Origin of the sequence: Marinospirillum sp. (assembly GCF_035271045.1) — a bacterium.
In the GTDB taxonomy this organism is placed as follows: Bacteria; Pseudomonadota; Gammaproteobacteria; order Pseudomonadales; family Halomonadaceae; genus Marinospirillum.
This window is the reverse complement of sequence record NZ_DATESC010000006.1, coordinates 14,711-30,089: the sequence shown is the minus strand read 5'-3', so window position 1 is coordinate 30,089 and position 15,379 is coordinate 14,711. Positions and strand designations below refer to the sequence as shown.

Annotated in this window: 16 protein-coding genes and 1 rRNA gene; 4 read left to right on the top strand and 13 right to left on the bottom strand. The window is 44.9% G+C overall.

Going from position 1 to position 15,379, the window contains the following annotated elements:
- Positions 1 to 92, top strand: a 5S ribosomal RNA gene (gene rrf, locus VJY63_RS02675); the annotation flags it as partial.
- Between the two features lie 123 nt (positions 93 to 215).
- On the opposite strand, the gene paaE is transcribed toward rrf, so the two are convergent.
- The 11 genes from paaE to paaF form a co-directional block, all read right to left on the bottom strand.
- On the bottom strand, positions 216 to 1,292 hold the full coding sequence (paaE, locus tag VJY63_RS02670; protein WP_324048192.1) for a 1,2-phenylacetyl-CoA epoxidase subunit PaaE: 1,077 nt from the start codon (positions 1,290 to 1,292) through the stop codon (positions 216 to 218).
- Positions 1,293 to 1,308: 16 nt separating this feature from the next.
- Complete coding sequence (gene paaD / locus VJY63_RS02665; RefSeq protein WP_414674803.1) at positions 1,309 to 1,887, bottom strand: 1,2-phenylacetyl-CoA epoxidase subunit PaaD; 579 nt, start codon at positions 1,885 to 1,887, stop codon at positions 1,309 to 1,311.
- Positions 1,871 to 2,647, bottom strand: coding sequence for a 1,2-phenylacetyl-CoA epoxidase subunit PaaC (paaC, locus tag VJY63_RS02660; RefSeq protein WP_324048191.1), 777 nt, complete (start codon positions 2,645 to 2,647; stop codon positions 1,871 to 1,873). The genes paaD and paaC overlap by 17 nt, the downstream gene beginning before the upstream one ends.
- Before the next feature lie 10 nt (positions 2,648 to 2,657).
- Positions 2,658 to 2,942 (bottom strand): 1,2-phenylacetyl-CoA epoxidase subunit PaaB, encoded by a 285-nt coding sequence (paaB, locus tag VJY63_RS02655; RefSeq protein WP_324048190.1) that lies wholly within the window; start codon positions 2,940 to 2,942, stop codon positions 2,658 to 2,660.
- A gap of 17 nt (positions 2,943 to 2,959) precedes the next feature.
- Entirely contained in the window at positions 2,960 to 3,955 is a 996-nt protein-coding gene (gene paaA, locus VJY63_RS02650) for a 1,2-phenylacetyl-CoA epoxidase subunit PaaA (protein ID WP_324048189.1), read from the bottom strand.
- A gap of 220 nt (positions 3,956 to 4,175) precedes the next feature.
- Positions 4,176 to 5,486: a phenylacetate--CoA ligase PaaK gene (gene paaK, locus VJY63_RS02645; RefSeq protein WP_324048188.1), complete on the bottom strand. Its 1,311-nt coding sequence runs from the start codon at positions 5,484 to 5,486 to the stop codon at positions 4,176 to 4,178.
- An 83-nt stretch (positions 5,487 to 5,569) separates the two neighbouring features.
- Positions 5,570 to 6,805, bottom strand: coding sequence for a 3-oxoadipyl-CoA thiolase (gene pcaF, locus VJY63_RS02640; RefSeq protein ID WP_324048187.1), 1,236 nt, complete (start codon positions 6,803 to 6,805; stop codon positions 5,570 to 5,572).
- Between the two features lie 2 nt (positions 6,806 to 6,807).
- Positions 6,808 to 7,248: a hydroxyphenylacetyl-CoA thioesterase PaaI gene (gene paaI / locus VJY63_RS02635; protein ID WP_324048186.1), complete on the bottom strand. Its 441-nt coding sequence runs from the start codon at positions 7,246 to 7,248 to the stop codon at positions 6,808 to 6,810.
- Between the two features lie 41 nt (positions 7,249 to 7,289).
- Positions 7,290 to 8,810 carry a 3-hydroxyacyl-CoA dehydrogenase PaaH gene (gene paaH, locus VJY63_RS02630; RefSeq protein WP_324048185.1) on the bottom strand — a complete coding sequence of 507 codons (1,521 nt, stop codon included), beginning with the start codon at positions 8,808 to 8,810 and terminating at the stop codon, positions 7,290 to 7,292.
- 18 nt (positions 8,811 to 8,828) lie between these two features.
- Positions 8,829 to 9,620: a 2-(1,2-epoxy-1,2-dihydrophenyl)acetyl-CoA isomerase PaaG gene (paaG, locus tag VJY63_RS02625; RefSeq protein ID WP_324048184.1), complete on the bottom strand. Its 792-nt coding sequence runs from the start codon at positions 9,618 to 9,620 to the stop codon at positions 8,829 to 8,831.
- A gap of 33 nt (positions 9,621 to 9,653) precedes the next feature.
- Complete coding sequence (gene paaF / locus VJY63_RS02620) at positions 9,654 to 10,427, bottom strand: 2,3-dehydroadipyl-CoA hydratase PaaF (protein ID WP_324048183.1); 774 nt, start codon at positions 10,425 to 10,427, stop codon at positions 9,654 to 9,656.
- Between the two features lie 438 nt (positions 10,428 to 10,865).
- On the opposite strand from paaF, the gene paaN reads away from it, so the two are divergent.
- The 3 genes from paaN to VJY63_RS02605 all read left to right on the top strand — a co-directional run bounded on the left by paaN (position 10,866) and on the right by VJY63_RS02605 (position 14,062).
- Positions 10,866 to 12,536, top strand: coding sequence for a phenylacetic acid degradation protein PaaN (gene paaN / locus VJY63_RS02615; protein ID WP_324048182.1), 1,671 nt, complete (start codon positions 10,866 to 10,868; stop codon positions 12,534 to 12,536).
- Positions 12,537 to 12,672: 136 nt separating this feature from the next.
- The gene (paaY, locus tag VJY63_RS02610; protein WP_324048181.1) at positions 12,673 to 13,263 is read left to right on the top strand and encodes a phenylacetic acid degradation protein PaaY; all 591 of its coding nucleotides are present in this window, start codon (positions 12,673 to 12,675) and stop codon (positions 13,261 to 13,263) included.
- A gap of 13 nt (positions 13,264 to 13,276) precedes the next feature.
- Positions 13,277 to 14,062, top strand: coding sequence for an enoyl-CoA hydratase-related protein (locus tag VJY63_RS02605; protein WP_324048180.1), 786 nt, complete (start codon positions 13,277 to 13,279; stop codon positions 14,060 to 14,062).
- Positions 14,063 to 14,065: 3 nt separating this feature from the next.
- Here the strand turns inward: VJY63_RS02605 and VJY63_RS02600 are convergent, their stop codons facing one another.
- Both VJY63_RS02600 and VJY63_RS02595 read right to left on the bottom strand, forming a co-directional pair.
- Positions 14,066 to 14,809: a UDP-2,3-diacylglucosamine diphosphatase gene (locus tag VJY63_RS02600; RefSeq protein WP_324048179.1), complete on the bottom strand. Its 744-nt coding sequence runs from the start codon at positions 14,807 to 14,809 to the stop codon at positions 14,066 to 14,068.
- A gap of 7 nt (positions 14,810 to 14,816) precedes the next feature.
- Positions 14,817 to 15,329: a peptidylprolyl isomerase gene (locus VJY63_RS02595; protein WP_324048178.1), complete on the bottom strand. Its 513-nt coding sequence runs from the start codon at positions 15,327 to 15,329 to the stop codon at positions 14,817 to 14,819.
- Positions 15,330 to 15,379: the final 50 nt, after the last annotated feature.

Genomic DNA, 15,379 nt, shown 5'->3' with positions numbered 1-15,379 from the left:
CCACCTGATCCCTTACCGAACTCAGAAGTGAAACCGCTTAGCGCCGATGATAGTGTGGGGTCTCCCCATGTGAAAGTAGGTCATCGTCAGGCACTTATAAAATAACCCTCAGCTTATCAAGCTGGGGGTTTTTTTATGCCTTATTTTTGATGCTCTTTTAAAGTAAAAAAACCTCGCACTAGGCGAGGTAAAAAGAAAAAGTTAGATGTAGTTAATTATTGGTCGTAATCAAGCACAACTTTATCGCTCACTGGGTAGCACTGACAAGATAGAACATAGCCAGCAGCGACTTCATAATCCTCAAGCGCATAGTTGGAATCCATTTCTACTTCACCTTCTACAACTTTGGCACGGCAAGTAGAGCAAACACCAGCTTTACAGGAGTAAGGTAAGTCTGCACCTATCTCGTTACCTGCATCCAGAATACTTTTAGTATTACGAACCAGTTCAAAACCTAAAGAGCGACCATCAGAAATAACAGTAATACTACTAACAGCTTTGTTGTCTATCTTTGTTTCTGGTCTGTCTTGACGTGAAACAGAAGCACCACCAGCAGGTGTAAAGAGCTCGTAATGAACCTTTGATTTATCCATGCCATGACGTTGTAATGACTCACTGACGGTTTCAGTCATTTGCAGCGGGCCACAAATAAATGCAGCAGTTAAATCAGCAGGTTTAACCCATTGTTCAAACAACGCATCACATTTTTCACTGTCAATAATTCCGTTGTAAAGCTCAATGTCTTGCTGTTCACGATTAAAAATAAATACTAAATTTAAACGCTGCATATATTGATTTTTAAGGTCTGATAGCTGCTCTCTGAACATGGTAGAGCTAGTCGAGTAATTACCATAAAAAAGTGTAAATTTACTTTTAGGTTCTGTCTCTAAGGTGCTTTTAATGATTGATAAAACAGGCGTAATCCCGCTACCTGCTGCAATCGCAAGGTAGTTGCCTTCGTGTTGTGGATCAATTTGCGTAAAAAACTTACCTTGAGGTGGCATTACATCAATGACCTGACCTGCTTTAAGCTGTTCATTGGCGAAGGTTGAAAACACACCGCCCGGTACTTTTTTTATAGCAACGCGTAAATCTTGATCGTTAATGCCTGTACAGATTGAATAAGAACGACGTACTTCTTCACCATCAATCTTTGTTCTTAATGTTAAATACTGACCTTGGGTAAAGCTGTAGGCATTTTTCAGTGCTTCTGGCAGTTCAAATGATAATGAGACTGCGTCACGTGTTTCTAGCCTGACTTCTTTAATTGTTAGCGAATGAAATTGGCTCATAGGAATCTCGATTTTGTTATATGCACTTGAAGTAATCAAAAGGTTCTAAACAGCTACTGCAGCGATAAAGCGCCTTGCAAGCGGTAGAACCAAACTCACTGATTTGCTCAGTGTGTTTGCTACCACAATGAGGGCAGGAAATTTGCTGATCATGCCCAAGCAGCGTCATTTTACTCGCACTACCTTGTGGTGGAGCGATACCAAACTGGCGTAATTTTTCACGTCCAGCAGGGGTAATCCAATCGGTTGTCCAAGCGGGCGTTAACACTCGTTTGATTTGTGGATTACGAATACCGCCTTGCATCAGTGCTTCTGCAATTAACGCTTCAATTAAATCAGTCGCTGGGCAACCAGAGTAGGTGGGCGTAACATCAACCACCAACTGCTGGTCTTGCCAATTTAGTTGACGCACAACCCCTAGTTCTACCACGCTTACCGCCGGAACTTCAGGGTCTTTCACTTCTTCCAGTAATTGCCAAATTTGTTCTTCGCTTAATCGTTCACCCGATGCATTAGCGGGAACTTTATCACTAGCAATCATAGGATTTTCAAGTGGCGCTGCTGCCGGCTTAGGCGTTTTACCAGGTTTTTGCATCCGGATAAGCTCTCTGTAAGAACTGCATTTCCGCTAAAATCAAACCTAAATGCTCGGTATGAACACCTTTTTTACTGCCTAGGTACATCCAAGCATCATCGGCTTGCAAGCTTAGCGTTGCTTCTGTTAGCACTTCTTTAACCATGCCTTTCCAATCTTCTGCTAGCTGCTCTGGATTGGGTGCTAAACCTTGTGCTGCTAAGTCTGTATCAATTTGGTCAGGTGTAATCAGCTCACCAGTAAAACGCCATAGGCTTTCAACCGCTACTTCCATACGCTGATGGCTTTCTTCTGTACCATCACCTAGGCGTTTTACCCAAGCTGAAGAACGGCGTAAGTGATAGGTCACTTCTTTTAATGCTTTAGCAGCAATACCAGCAATGCGTTCATCGGGTGCATTAACTAAAGATTGCAGCGTAAAGTAATGCCATACATCAAAGTAGAATTGACGCGCCATCGTTTCTGCATAGTCACCGTTAGGCTGCTCTGTTAGAAGCAGGTTACGGTATTCATGTGCGTCACGACGAAACGCTAGTGTATCTGCATCACGCTTAGTTTCGTCCAAATCGGCTGCGTATTCATACCAGTTACGTGCTTGACCAACCAAGTCCAAAGCAACGTTCATTAGTGCCATTTCTTCTTCTACTGCAGGTGCTTTACCGCAGAGCTCACAAAGACGCTGACTGATGATTAAGTTTGAATCTGCGAGTCTTAACAGGTATTCGTGCAAGGTTTGTTGTTGCGTTAATGCTTGTGTCATAGATTTCCCCTTACATCTGACCAACTTCGTCAGGCAGCTCGTAGAAAGAAGCATGACGATAAACCTTGTCTTGCGATGGGTCGAATAAAGGCTCTTTCTCATCGGGAGAGGAAGCAGTGATGTTGTTGGATGGAACAACCCAGATGCTTACGCCTTCATTACGACGTGTATAAAGCTCACGCGCATTTTCCATTGCCATGCTTTTATCAGTGGCATGAACGCTACCCACATGGCGATGGTTTAAACCGTGCTTGCTGCGTACAAATACTTCGTAAAGTGGCCATTCTTCAGACATTTTTATTCTCCTAATAATTAAGCGGCGTCGCGCTGTTTTTGTTTTTGTTTCTCGGCATAGGCTTTAGCTGCTTGACGTACCCAAGTACCTTCATTAATGGCTTTTTTACGTGTTGCAATGCGCTCACGGTTACAAGGGCCATTACCCTTTAATACTTCGTAAAATTCACTCCAATCAATTTCACCAAAGTCATAGTGCCCTGTTTCTTCATTCCATTTAAGGTCTGGATCAGGTGCTGTACAACCTAAAAACTCAAGTTGTGGAATGGTTTGATCAATAAACATTTGGCGTAACTCATCGTTGCTCTTACGTTTAATTTTCCAAGCCATTGATTGTTGTGAGTTAGGTGAATGTTCATCAGAAGGACCAAACATCATTAGTGCAGGCCACCAAAGGCGATTGATTGAATCTTGAACCATTGCCTTTTGCTCTTCAGTGCCTTCACGCATCATATCGAGAAGGATTTGATAACCCTGACGCTGGTGAAAGCTTTCTTCTTTACAGATACGCACCATGGCGCGTGAATAAGGGCCGTATGAAGTGCGCTGTAGAACAACTTGGTTAACAATGGCTGCACCATCGACTAGCCAACCAACTGCACCCATATCTGACCAGTTCAACGTTGGGTAGTTAAAAATACTGGAATACTTGGCTTTACCTTGGTGAAGTTTTTCAATTTCTTCATCGCGGCTAGCACCTAAAGTTTCCATGGCGCTGTACAAGTAAAGACCGTGACCGGCTTCATCTTGAATTTTTGCCATTAGCTGTAATTTACGCTTTAGTGTTGGTGCGCGTGTTACCCAGTTACCTTCGGGCAGCATTCCAACAATTTCAGAGTGAGCGTGCTGAGAAATTTGGCGCACCAGTGTTTTGCGATAAGCATCGGGCATCCAATTTTTGGGTTCGATTTTAATTTCAGCATCCACTTTTTCTTGAAAGGCGCGTTCTTCTGGTGACATTTCTTCTAATGTCTTAACGCGCTTTGCTCCAGTTTCAACGAGTTGGGCGTACATCTTATGCCTCCTAAGGTTCTTTATTATTCTTGGGTTACCGTTACGTTATGCAACCCAGAGGATCTGGCTGAGAAGCTAACAGTATTTTTATATGATACCTAAAATAATATCAAGCATTAATTTTATGTATCGCATTTATTTTGCTGATTTAATGTAATTCAATAAAAAAACCCCACTAAAAAAGTGGGGTCAAGACAGCTAAAAAAATGGTTTTTTTAATTTATTTTCGCTTATCAAATACGCGTGTTGCCTTGCCTTCAGAACGTGGTAAAAGGCCGGCATTGCAGACTTTTACATGAGTGCTAATACCGATCACAGATTTAATGTGGTGCTGTAATTCTTTAGCAATTCTTTGACAGGTTTCAGCATCGGATGCATTAGCATCAGGCTTAAGCTCAACACGAATATCTACGCAGTCTAAATTGCCATCGCGATACACAACTATCTCGTAGTGAGGCGCAAGTGATGCAATTTTAAGAATTTGCTCTTCAATCTGCGTTGGGAAGACGTTTACGCCACGAATAATCAACATATCGTCGCTACGGCCAGTAATTTTATCAATGCGGCGCATAGGGCGTGCTGTACCGGGTAACAAGCGGGTTAAATCGCGGGTACGGTAGCGAATAATCGGCATGGCTTCTTTAGTTAAAGAAGTGAACACCAATTCGCCGTATTCACCATCAGGTAAAACTTCACCGGTTGCTGGGTCAATAATTTCTGGGTAGAAGTGATCTTCCCAAATAGTTGGACCATCTTTAGTTTCTGCACACTCCATACCGACGCCTGGCCCCATAACTTCTGAAAGACCATAGATATCTAGAGCTTGAATACCAAGACGTTGTTCTAGCTCGGTACGCATGCTGTCTGTCCAAGGCTCGGCACCAAAGATACCAATACGCAGCGGTAGCTTGTGTGGGTCAATGCCTTGACGATCAAATTCATCAGCAATGTTTAGCATGTAAGAAGGTGTCACCATAATGATGTCAGGACCAAAATCATTAATCAGCTGAACCTGCTTTTCCGTTTGACCGCCAGACATAGGAATAACCGTACAGCCTAAGCGTTCAGCACCGTAGTGAGCACCTAAACCACCCGTAAACAAACCGTAGCCGTAAGCAACATGAACCTTGTCGCCAGCATGGCCACCAGCAGCACGAATAGAGCGAGCAACGACATCTGCCCAAGTATTAATATCGTTTTGCGTATAACCAACGACGGTGGGCTTGCCCGTGGTACCGCTTGAAGCGTGAATACGAACAATATCACGCATAGGCGTAGCAAACATGCCGTAGGGGTAGTTGTCGCGTAGGTCGGCTTTGGTAGTAAAGCTTAGCTTGCCTAAATCTTCTAAGCAGTTAATTTCTAAAGGGTGAATGCCCTTGTCAGTAAAAGCTTTACGGTAAAAAGGCACGTTGGTGTAAGCATGGTTTAGGCTCCAGCGTAGACGTTGTAACTGCCTATGACGTAGCTCATCAACGCTGGCAGTTTCAAGAGGGTCTAGGGTGCCGAGTTTTTGTAAGGGTAGGCTCATTTTTTATTCCTAATTTTTTGTGTAGCTAGGTAGCGATTAACTACCTAGCGGTTGGATCTTTATTTTTATTTAACTAAAAAAACTTAAACTCGCTCAATAATGATGGCGATACCTTGGCCTACACCTATGCACATGGTGCAAAGTGCATAGCGGCTAGATTTGCCTTCAGAGTGAAGTTTTTCTAATTCATGTAGGGCAGTAGTAACTAAACGCGCACCACTCATACCTAATGGGTGGCCTAGTGAAATGGCACCACCGTTAGGGTTAACGTGAGCCGCATCATCAGCCAGGCCTAAATCACGCATAACGGCTAGGGCTTGAGCAGCAAAGGCTTCGTTTAATTCAATAACATCCATATCTTCAAGTTTTAAACCGGCTACTTCTAGCACTTTACGGGTGGCAGGCGCTGGTCCAAACCCCATAATACGAGGTTCAACACCGGCTGTTGCCATAGCAATAACCTTGCCACGAGGCTTTAAGCCAAACTGCTTAACGCCTTCAGAGCTGGCCATTAACAAAGCACAAGCACCATCGTTTACACCCGAAGCATTACCTGGGGTAACGCTTCCGCCTTCTCTAAAAGGTGTCGGTAGTTTAGCCAGTGCTTCTAGCGTAGTAAGGCGAGGGTGTTCATCGGTATCAACAACCAAGGCTTCTTGCTTGCGGCGTGGAACTAAAACTGGGGTAATTTCTTGTGCTAAACGGCCATTGGCTTGGGCAGCGGCTGTGCGTTCTTGGCTGCGTAGTGCAAAGGCATCTTGGTCGGCACGAGAAATATTAAAATCCTCAGCCACGTTTTCAGCCGTTTCAGGCATGGAATCAACGCCATACTGCTTTTTCATTAGTGGGTTAATAAAACGCCAGCCAATGGTGGTATCAAACATTTCTGCTTGGCGGCTGAAGGCTGAATCTGCTTTGCCCATAACAAAGGGCGCACGAGACATAGACTCTACACCACCGGCAATTAGCAATTTAGCTTCACCAGTACGTAAGGCACGTGCTGCCGTGCCCACGGCATCCATACCTGAGCCACACAGACGGTTAATAGTGCCACCAGGTACATCAATCGGTAGGCCAGCTAAAAGTGCTGACATGCGTGCTACGTCACGGTTGTCTTCACCGGCTTGGTTAGCACAACCATAAAGCACATCATCAACTTTGCTCCAGTCTAAGTCTGGGTGGCGTTCCATTAGGGCTTTCATAGGAACCGCGCCTAGGTCATCGGCTCTGACCGAAGACAAAGCGCCACCGTAGCGACCAACTGGCGTTCTTATTGCATCAATAATGTAAGCATCTTGTAATAAATTGGTTTGACTCATCGTTATTCCTCTAGGCGGCGAACACTGCCGCGAACTTGATAGGATTTACCGCGGAAGTAAGCAACCACCTGATCAGCTTGGTTAGTGATGGTGATGTCGTAAATACCAGTACGGTTTCCACGGCTACGTTCTTCAGCGGTGGCGGTTAATAAATCGCCTTCTTTAGCTGGAGAAACGTATTCAATGTTGCAGCCAGAACCCACCGTTGCTTTGTCGTAGGTATTGCATGAAAAAGCAAAAGCAGAATCGGCAAGAGTGAAAAGGTAACCACCATGACAAGCGCCGTGGCCTTGTACCATGCGGCTATCTACCGTCATGGTTAGCACTGCACGCCCGGGCGCAACCGAGACAATTTTCATGCCTAGTTGTTGGCTAGCCTGATCGCGTGAAAACATAGCTTCAGCACAGGCTTCAGCCAGTTGTTGCGGTGTTAAATCTGTCATAACGCTTCTCTTTTATTGTTAGGTGTTTTTATTGTTAGGTATTAAGCAGAAAAACTTTGTCCGTTAAAGGCATTACGGCGCAGTAATAACGAGGGTCGGTAACGGTCTTCGCCATAGCTAGCTTGTAGGTTAGTAAGCACCTGCCAAATAACGCCTTGGCCAAGACTATCGCTCCAGCTAAGCGGGCCTTGTGGGTAATTCACACCAGCACACATAGCTAGGTCAACATCGGCGGCACTTGCAACGCCTTGCAATACGGCATCGGCAGCTTCGTTAGTCAGCATAGCTAAAGTACGCATCACCACTAGGCCTGGAGAATCGCTAAGTAGGCTGACGGCTAGCCCCGCTTTTTGTAAAAGCGCAGTGGCATCGTTTACTGCCGCAGCAGAAGTTTGTTTAGCAGCAGCTATCGCAAGGCGGCTAGCCTGTTGGTAGTCTTTAGCTAGGTCAAAAACGACTAGGTCTTGCAAGCCATCACTAACCACTCGTTCGCTTGCCATGCGGCCATCGGTTAAGGCTAGGGTTGCTTCGCCAAAACGAATAACACCCGCACCGGCACGTTCAATAATATTCAAGCCAGCTTGCTTAAAGCGCTCCGCTAAACCGCTAGCAGCGCCCAGTTCACCCTCAATAATCACTGGTTGTTCAGTGAAGGTTTGTGTGGTTGCAACAACTGGGCTGGGGCGCTCGGCACCTTCAGCATAAGAATAAAAACCTTGGCCAGTTTTACGACCTAAGCGGCCAGCTTCAACCAAAGCTTTTTGAATGAGCGAAGGCTGAAAACGGAAATCGCCGTAATAAGCAGAGAAAACGGATTCAGTGACAGCGTAATTAACGTCGTGGCCAATTAAGTCCATTAGTTCAAAAGGACCCATACGGAAGTTGCCAGCGTCACGCAATAAAGCATCGAGCGTGGCAGGTTCAGCGGCTTGTTCTTGCATTAAGCGTAAGCTTTCAGCATAGAAAGGACGCGCCACACGGTTAACAATAAAGCCGGGGGTGGAGGTAGCAAAAACTGGCTTTTTACCCCAAGCAGCAGCGGTAGCGTGAACCACTTCAGCTAGCTTTTTGTCAGTCGCTAAACCCAGAATAACTTCAACCAAAGCCATTAAAGGCGCAGGGTTGAAAAAGTGCATACCCAAGAGGCGCTCTGGGCGTTTTAGCTGGGCACCTAAGGAAGTCACAGAAATAGAAGAAGTATTAGTAGCTAGAATAACGTTTTCGCCACAAACACTTTCAAGCTTGGCAAACAATTGGCGCTTAATGTCTAGGTTTTCAATAATGGCTTCAATCACTAAACCGGCATCGGCTAGTTCTTCAACATTATCTATTGGTTGAATACGGCCCAGCAAAGCATCTAAATCGGTTTGCTGCATCTTGCCGCTATCAACACGTTTTTGCAGAACCTTAGCAACACCGGCTTTGCCTTTTTCAGCAGCACCGGCTTGTTGGTCTTGCAAATAAACACTGTGTCCAGCTTGAGCAGCAACCTGAGCGATACCAGAACCCATAGCACCCGCACCTATTACTGCAATTTTTACTGAAGGTTTTAAAGCCTGCATACTCTTGTCCTTTAACACTTAGTGCCCCTTGAAACTGGGTTGGCGTTTTTCCATAAAAGCAGCCACACCTTCACGGTAATCTTCAGTACGACCCGCCAAGCGTTGTAAGTCACGCTCAAGGTCTAGCTGCTCATCAAAGGTGTTGTTGGCGCTGGCATTCATTGCGCGTTTAATTAAAGCTAAACCTTTGGTTGGCTGAGTCGCTAAGTGGCGAGCCAGTTTCATGGCTTCTTCCATCAGCTGATCGTTATCAACACAGCGCCAAATCATGCCCCAGCTTTCTGCTTGTTCGGCAGAAATTTTGTCACCCAATAAAGCCATGCCTTTAGCACGCGCCATACCGGCTAAACGAGGTAGCGTCCAAGTACCGCCAGAATCAGGAATAAGGCCAATTTTGCAGAAGGCTTGAATAAAACTAGCAGAGCGGGCAGCAAGTGTAATATCACAAGCCAAAGCTATGTTGGCACCTGCACCAGCTGCTACACCATTGACTGCACAAATAACCGGTAGTGGCAGGTCGCGCAAAGTGCGTAGCATGGGGTTGTAGCGTTTTTCAATCGACTCACCTAAATCGGGAGCTGTATCGCTTGCCGCTACATTGCGGTCGCCTAAATCTTGTCCGGCACAAAAGCCACGGCCAGAGCCGGTAATAACTAATGCACGCACACTGGCATCTTTACGAATTTGGCTTAAAGCGGCACGCATTGCTTGGTGCATTTCAGCATTAAAACTATTCAGGTTATCGGGACGATTAAGGGTTAGCAGTGCAACACCCTGATCTATCTCAAGAAGAATACTGGACTGAGGCATAAAAAAATCCTTTGATGAATGGTGTTAAAAAAACTAACAACCCGTAAATTTAGGCTGGCGCTTTTCTTGGAAAGCTTTTAAGCCTTCAGCACGGTCAGCAGTGCCTGCCAAGATAGTAAAGGCGTGGCGTTCAAATCTAAGGCCGGTTGCTAAGTCTGTATCACTGGCTTTGTGAATGGCTTCTTTAGTTAAGCGCACGGCAAGGGGTGCTTTGCTGGCAATGGTTTCAGCAATGTTAATAGCCCGCTCAACGGTTAATTCAGTGGGGCAAATTTCGCTAATTAAACCGGCTTGTAAAGCACGCTGAGCAGAAATCTGTTCACCGGTTAAGGCCAAATGCATGGCCAAAGCCGAACCTACAGCACGGGTTAAACGCTGTGTTCCACCAGCGCCGGGCATAATACCAAGGTTGATTTCTGGTTGACCAAAGCGAGCGTTTTCACCCGCAATAAGAATGTCTGCGTGCATGGCAAGCTCACAGCCACCGCCTAGAGCAAAGCCATTGATCGCGGCAACAATAGGTTTTGAAAAGCGTGAAATACGTTGCCAGTGAGCTACGCGCGGGTCTTCAAGAATTCCCACCAAGTCACGAGCAGCCATTTCATTAATATCGGCACCAGCAGCAAAGGCTCGCTCGCTACCGGTAATGACAACTGCACGTGTAGCAGGATCAGCTTCAGCAGCGTCAAGTGCTGCAGCAAGCTCACCCAAGAGGGCTGTATTTAAAGCATTGAGAGCTTCAGGGCGGTTAAGGGTAAGCAATAGCACACCCTTGTCTGGCCCCTGAATAAGTAGGTTATTAGGCATAAGCAACCCATGAATTGTTTATTATATGTTTACTGCTTAGGTTGTATCGGTCATCAAATGACTTGAAAGTAGCAGTTACAACGTTTTGTCTTGTTTTGTTGTAGCCATGCTGGCATGAGTGAATTGCTGAAATTAGTATATCCAAAAAATGACACTGATCAAGAACTTAATTCTTGTTTTATGTATCGCTTTAAAGTGTTTTTTATAATTGTAATTTTAAGTTATTGATTTTTAATGGTAATACTGAGTTTTTAGTTATCTTTTAGATGTTTTTAGTCGTTTTTATTACTAATAAGCGCCATAAATAAAGCTGATCGCTTTGCTTTACTTAGTGAATGTGATACAAAAAGCACGTCTTGTTTTATATTGTTGTTGCTATGTTGGCACGCTGTGTGGATGTCTGTTTTTTAGAAAAACTAAGTTCTTAGGAGACTTATTATGTCAGCAGTAACGCCTGCGATTTTGTTTGAACGTCATGAAGAATTATTAACCCGTGCCGTAGAAGCCATTCATACCCGTGAATACTGGTCTCCCTACTCTGAAAACCTAAGAAAGTATTCAGAAGAGTCAGTTAAATCAGCACCTGAAGATTTTAAAGCCATTTGCGATCAGCACTTTGAATTAGCTGGCCCTGCAAGCGTTAAAAAAATTACCGGTGAGCGTTCACCCTATGGATTAGACTTAGGCACTAGCTACGACCAGCCCGATATGGATCAGCTAGTTGACACCCTACATGCACTGATACCTCAGTGGCGTGATGTAGGCCCTAAAGGCCGTGTGGGTGTGTGTATGGAAATTCTCCAGCGCCTAAATGCTATGAGTCCTTTAATGGGCCATGCGGTCATGCACACCAGTGGTCAGGGTTTTATGATGGCCTTCCAAGCAGGCGCACCTCATGCGCAAGACCGTGCTTTAGAAGCCGTAGTTTATGGTTGGGATGCAATGAATGCTGTTCCTGCCTCTGCACGCTGGAACAAGCCACAAGGTAAGATGGATCCATTAGTGATGGATAAAAAATTCACCATCGTACCTCGTGGTGTAGCTATGGTTATTGGTTGTTCTACCTTCCCAACTTGGAATACTTACCCAGGTTTGTTTGCCAGCCTAGTTACCGGTAACCCGGTCATAGTTAAGCCGCACCCCGCAGCTATTTTGCCTGCTGCTTTAACTGTAAAAGTAGCCCAAGAAGTATTAAAAGAAGCTGGCTTAGATCCACAAATTGTTAGCCTAGCGGTTGATACGCTAGAAGAACCCGTTGCTAAAATTTTAGCCATGAACCCTAAAATGAAAGTGATTGACTACACAGGTTCTAGCGTTTTTGGTAACTGGTTAGAGCAGAATGCACTCCACGCTAAAGTCTTTACCGAAAAAGCCGGTGTTAACTCGATTATTGTTGACAGCGTTAGCGACTTAAAAGCCGTTACTCGTAACCTAGCTTTCACACTCAGCCTTTACTCGGGTCAAATGTGTACTACGACTCAGGCTATTTATGTTCCCAAAGGTGGTATTGATACACCCGAAGGTAAAGTAAGCTTTGATGAGTTTGCACAAGCCTTGGCGACTGCCACTAGCAAATTCTTAGGTGATAACGACCGTGCTTGCATGGTGCTAGGTGCTATTCAGTCTGAAGCAACCGCTAAGCGTATTGATGAGTGCCGTGGCTTGGGTGAAATCGTGCTAGATAGTGAGCCACGTGTGCATGCTGAATACCCAAATGCACGCATTCATACACCGCTTATTTTGAAGGTTGAAGGTAAAGACCAAGCGACTTATTCAGAAGAACGCTTTGGTCCTATCTCTTTCCTAATTGCAACCGAAGACACTGCAGATTCTATGCGTTTAGCTAAAGCAGTGCTTGAAGAGCAGGGCGCAATTACCTTAGGCGTTTACTCAACCTCTGATGCGGTTTTAGACCAAGCTGAAGAGCTAGCAATGGATGTAAAAGTTGCACTTTCTTGCAACCTAGATGGCGGCGTGTTTGTTAACCAATCTGCTGCTTTCAGTGACTTCCACGCTACCGGTGGCAACCCAGCAGCCAACGCTTGCTTAACTGACACTGCCTTCCTAGTGAACCGCTTTGTTGTAGTACAAAGCCGCCGTCACGTTTAAAGAGCAGCTAGTCTACTATGCCTGCTTTACTGTGACCTAAGCGTCAGCTTTAACCCTGACACTTAGGCACAGCTTAAGTTAGTCTGCTGCTAGTAATGCAGACTAACTTAAACAAAATCTTCGAGGAAAATAAAAAATGCCCTGCTATAAAATTGAAGGTGTGGCACCTGTTGTGCATCCTACCGCCTACGTTCACCCCACAGCAGTATTAATTGGTGATGTGCATATAGGTCCTAATTGTTATGTTGGCCCAACTGCCTGTTTACGCGGTGATTTTGGGCGCATTATTCTTAAAGAAGGCGCTAACGTACAAGATACTTGTGTAATGCATGCTTTTCCTGGCCTAGATGCGGTGGTCGAAAAAGACGGCCATATAGGTCACGGTGCTATTTTACATGGCTGCATTGTGGGTGAAGATTCACTGGTTGGTATGAATGCTGTAGTAATGGATGGAGCAAAAATTGCGCCCCGCTCTATTGTTGCGGCTACTGCTTTTGTTAAAGCAGGTTTTACCTGTGAGCCCGAATCGTTAATTATTGGTTCGCCTGCCAAAGTACACCGCAAATTAAGTGCCGAAGAAATTGCTTGGAAACAAGAAGGTACAGGCGAATACCAGCGGTTAACAAGGCGCTGCCTAGCCACTTTAGAAGAGTGTGAGCCTTTAACTGAAGCCGAACCTAATCGCCCTCAAGTAGATGCCGGTACCACCCAGCCCAAACAAAAGTAATGAGAACTAACCCATGGCTTATGAAAATATTTTAGTTGAAAAAAAAGGTGCGGTGGGTGTTATTACCCTGAATCGCCCTAAGGTATATAACGCTTTATCTATGGCATTAATTGCAGAAATAGGTCAAGCCGTCAGTGCTTTTGAACAAGATGCAGAAATTGGCTGTTTATTAATTCAAGGTAGCGAAAAAGTGTTTGCCGCTGGCGCTGATATTTCTGAAATGGCTAATAAAGATTTTCCAGAGCTGTTTGCCATGAACTTCCCTTATGTAGAAGGTGATGGTTGGCAGGTTTTGGAATCAAGACGTAAGCCTATGATAGCTGCTGTTTCAGGTATGGCTTTAGGCGGTGGTTGTGAGTTGGCTATGGCTTGTGATTTTATTCTCGCCAGTGATACCGCTCGTTTTGGTCAGCCAGAAGTTAAGTTAGCAACCATGCCAGGTGCTGGCGGAACACAGCGTCTAACCCGCGCCATAGGTAAAGCTAAAGCTATGGAGATGTGTTTAACCGGCCGTATGATGGATGCAGCCGAAGCTGAGCGCAGTGGTTTGGTTAGTCGTATTTTACCCGTTGCCGAGTTATTCAACGAAGCCTTAGCAACGGCGGAAGCCATCGCTGCTCAATCACGCCCTGTCACCTTGTTAATACGTGATGCGGTGGATCAAGCCTACGAAACAACACTAGCCGCTGGTATGCGTTTTGAACGCCATGCTTTTCAAAGCAGTTTTGCTTTTGCAGACCGCAGTGAAGGGATGCAGGCTTTTGTTGAAAAGCGAGCACCGCATTTTAAGAATCGTTAAAAACTAAAAGTTATTAAAATTAAACGAGCTAAGCTGGATATCCTCTTCTGTTAGGGTGATTTTCCAGCCCTCTTGGTCACTCCAATCACCTAAAACATAACGCTTAGCTGGCAACGGTTTACCTTGTATTTCTACTTGTAAATCATGCACTGCGGGTCGGTGAGTGTGCCCATGAATTAGGCAGGTGGTTTGGTGTTTTTCCATGATGCGTAAAACTTCTTGCTGAGTCACATCAACAATGCTGGTGGCTTTTTTACGGGTTGATGATTTGCTAATTTTGCGTGCTCTATTAGCAATTTTTAACCGAAGTTTTAAAGGGAGTCGCAGCAAAAGGTATTTAATAAAAGGGTTGTGTAAAACGCGCCGCATTCTTTGGTAGCTCACATCTTGTGTGCAAAGCAAGTCACCGTGCATCAGCAAAATAGGTTTGCCAAAAGGTGTGATAACACTGGGGTCTTTTAAAAGCGTGCAACCCGATTGCTCACAAAAGTTGTTGCCTAGCGTAAAGTCACGATTACCGTGCATTATAAAAACGTCAGTGCCACTGGTTGTTAGCTCTTTAAGCGCTTTAGCAATGTCTCTATGAAAATCAGTCATCGCATCATCGCCCACCCAAACATTAAAAATATCACCTAACAGGTACAAGGCTTTAGATTGGGGCGCAGTGGTTTTTAAGAAGCGCAAAAAAGCCCGGGTCAATTCCGGGCGATTTTCCTGCAAATGCATATCTGAAGCAAACAGTAGCATTCAGTTCTTACTCAACAACCACTGCTTTTTCAATCACTACGTTTTCAACGGGTACATCTTGGTGGCCTTGCTTATTACCTGTAGCAACACCTTTAATTTTTTCGACAATATCCATGCCTTCAACAACTTTACCAAAAACAGCATAACCCCAGCCTTGAGAGTTTTTACCTGAATGATTCAAAAAGTCGTTGTCTTTTACGTTAATAAAAAACTGTGCGCTAGCAGAGTGAGGATCCATAGTACGCGCCATAGCAACACTGCCGTTTACGTTACTTAGGCCATTGTCGGCTTCGTTTTCAACAGGGTCTTGGGTAGGCTTTTGATTAAAGTCAGCATCAAAACCACCACCTTGCACCATAAAATTACTGATAACACGGTGAAAAATAGTGCCGTCATAATGACCGCTTTCTACATAACCAATAAAGTTAGCAACAGTTTTAGGGGCTTTTTCAGCATTCAATTCAAGTAGAATATCGCCAAAGTTAGTGGTCAGGCGAACCTGAGGATTGCTATCAGACATGAATAAACTCCGTTCATTAAAAGGTATGCGCCTGTATAGGGCGGCTTGCA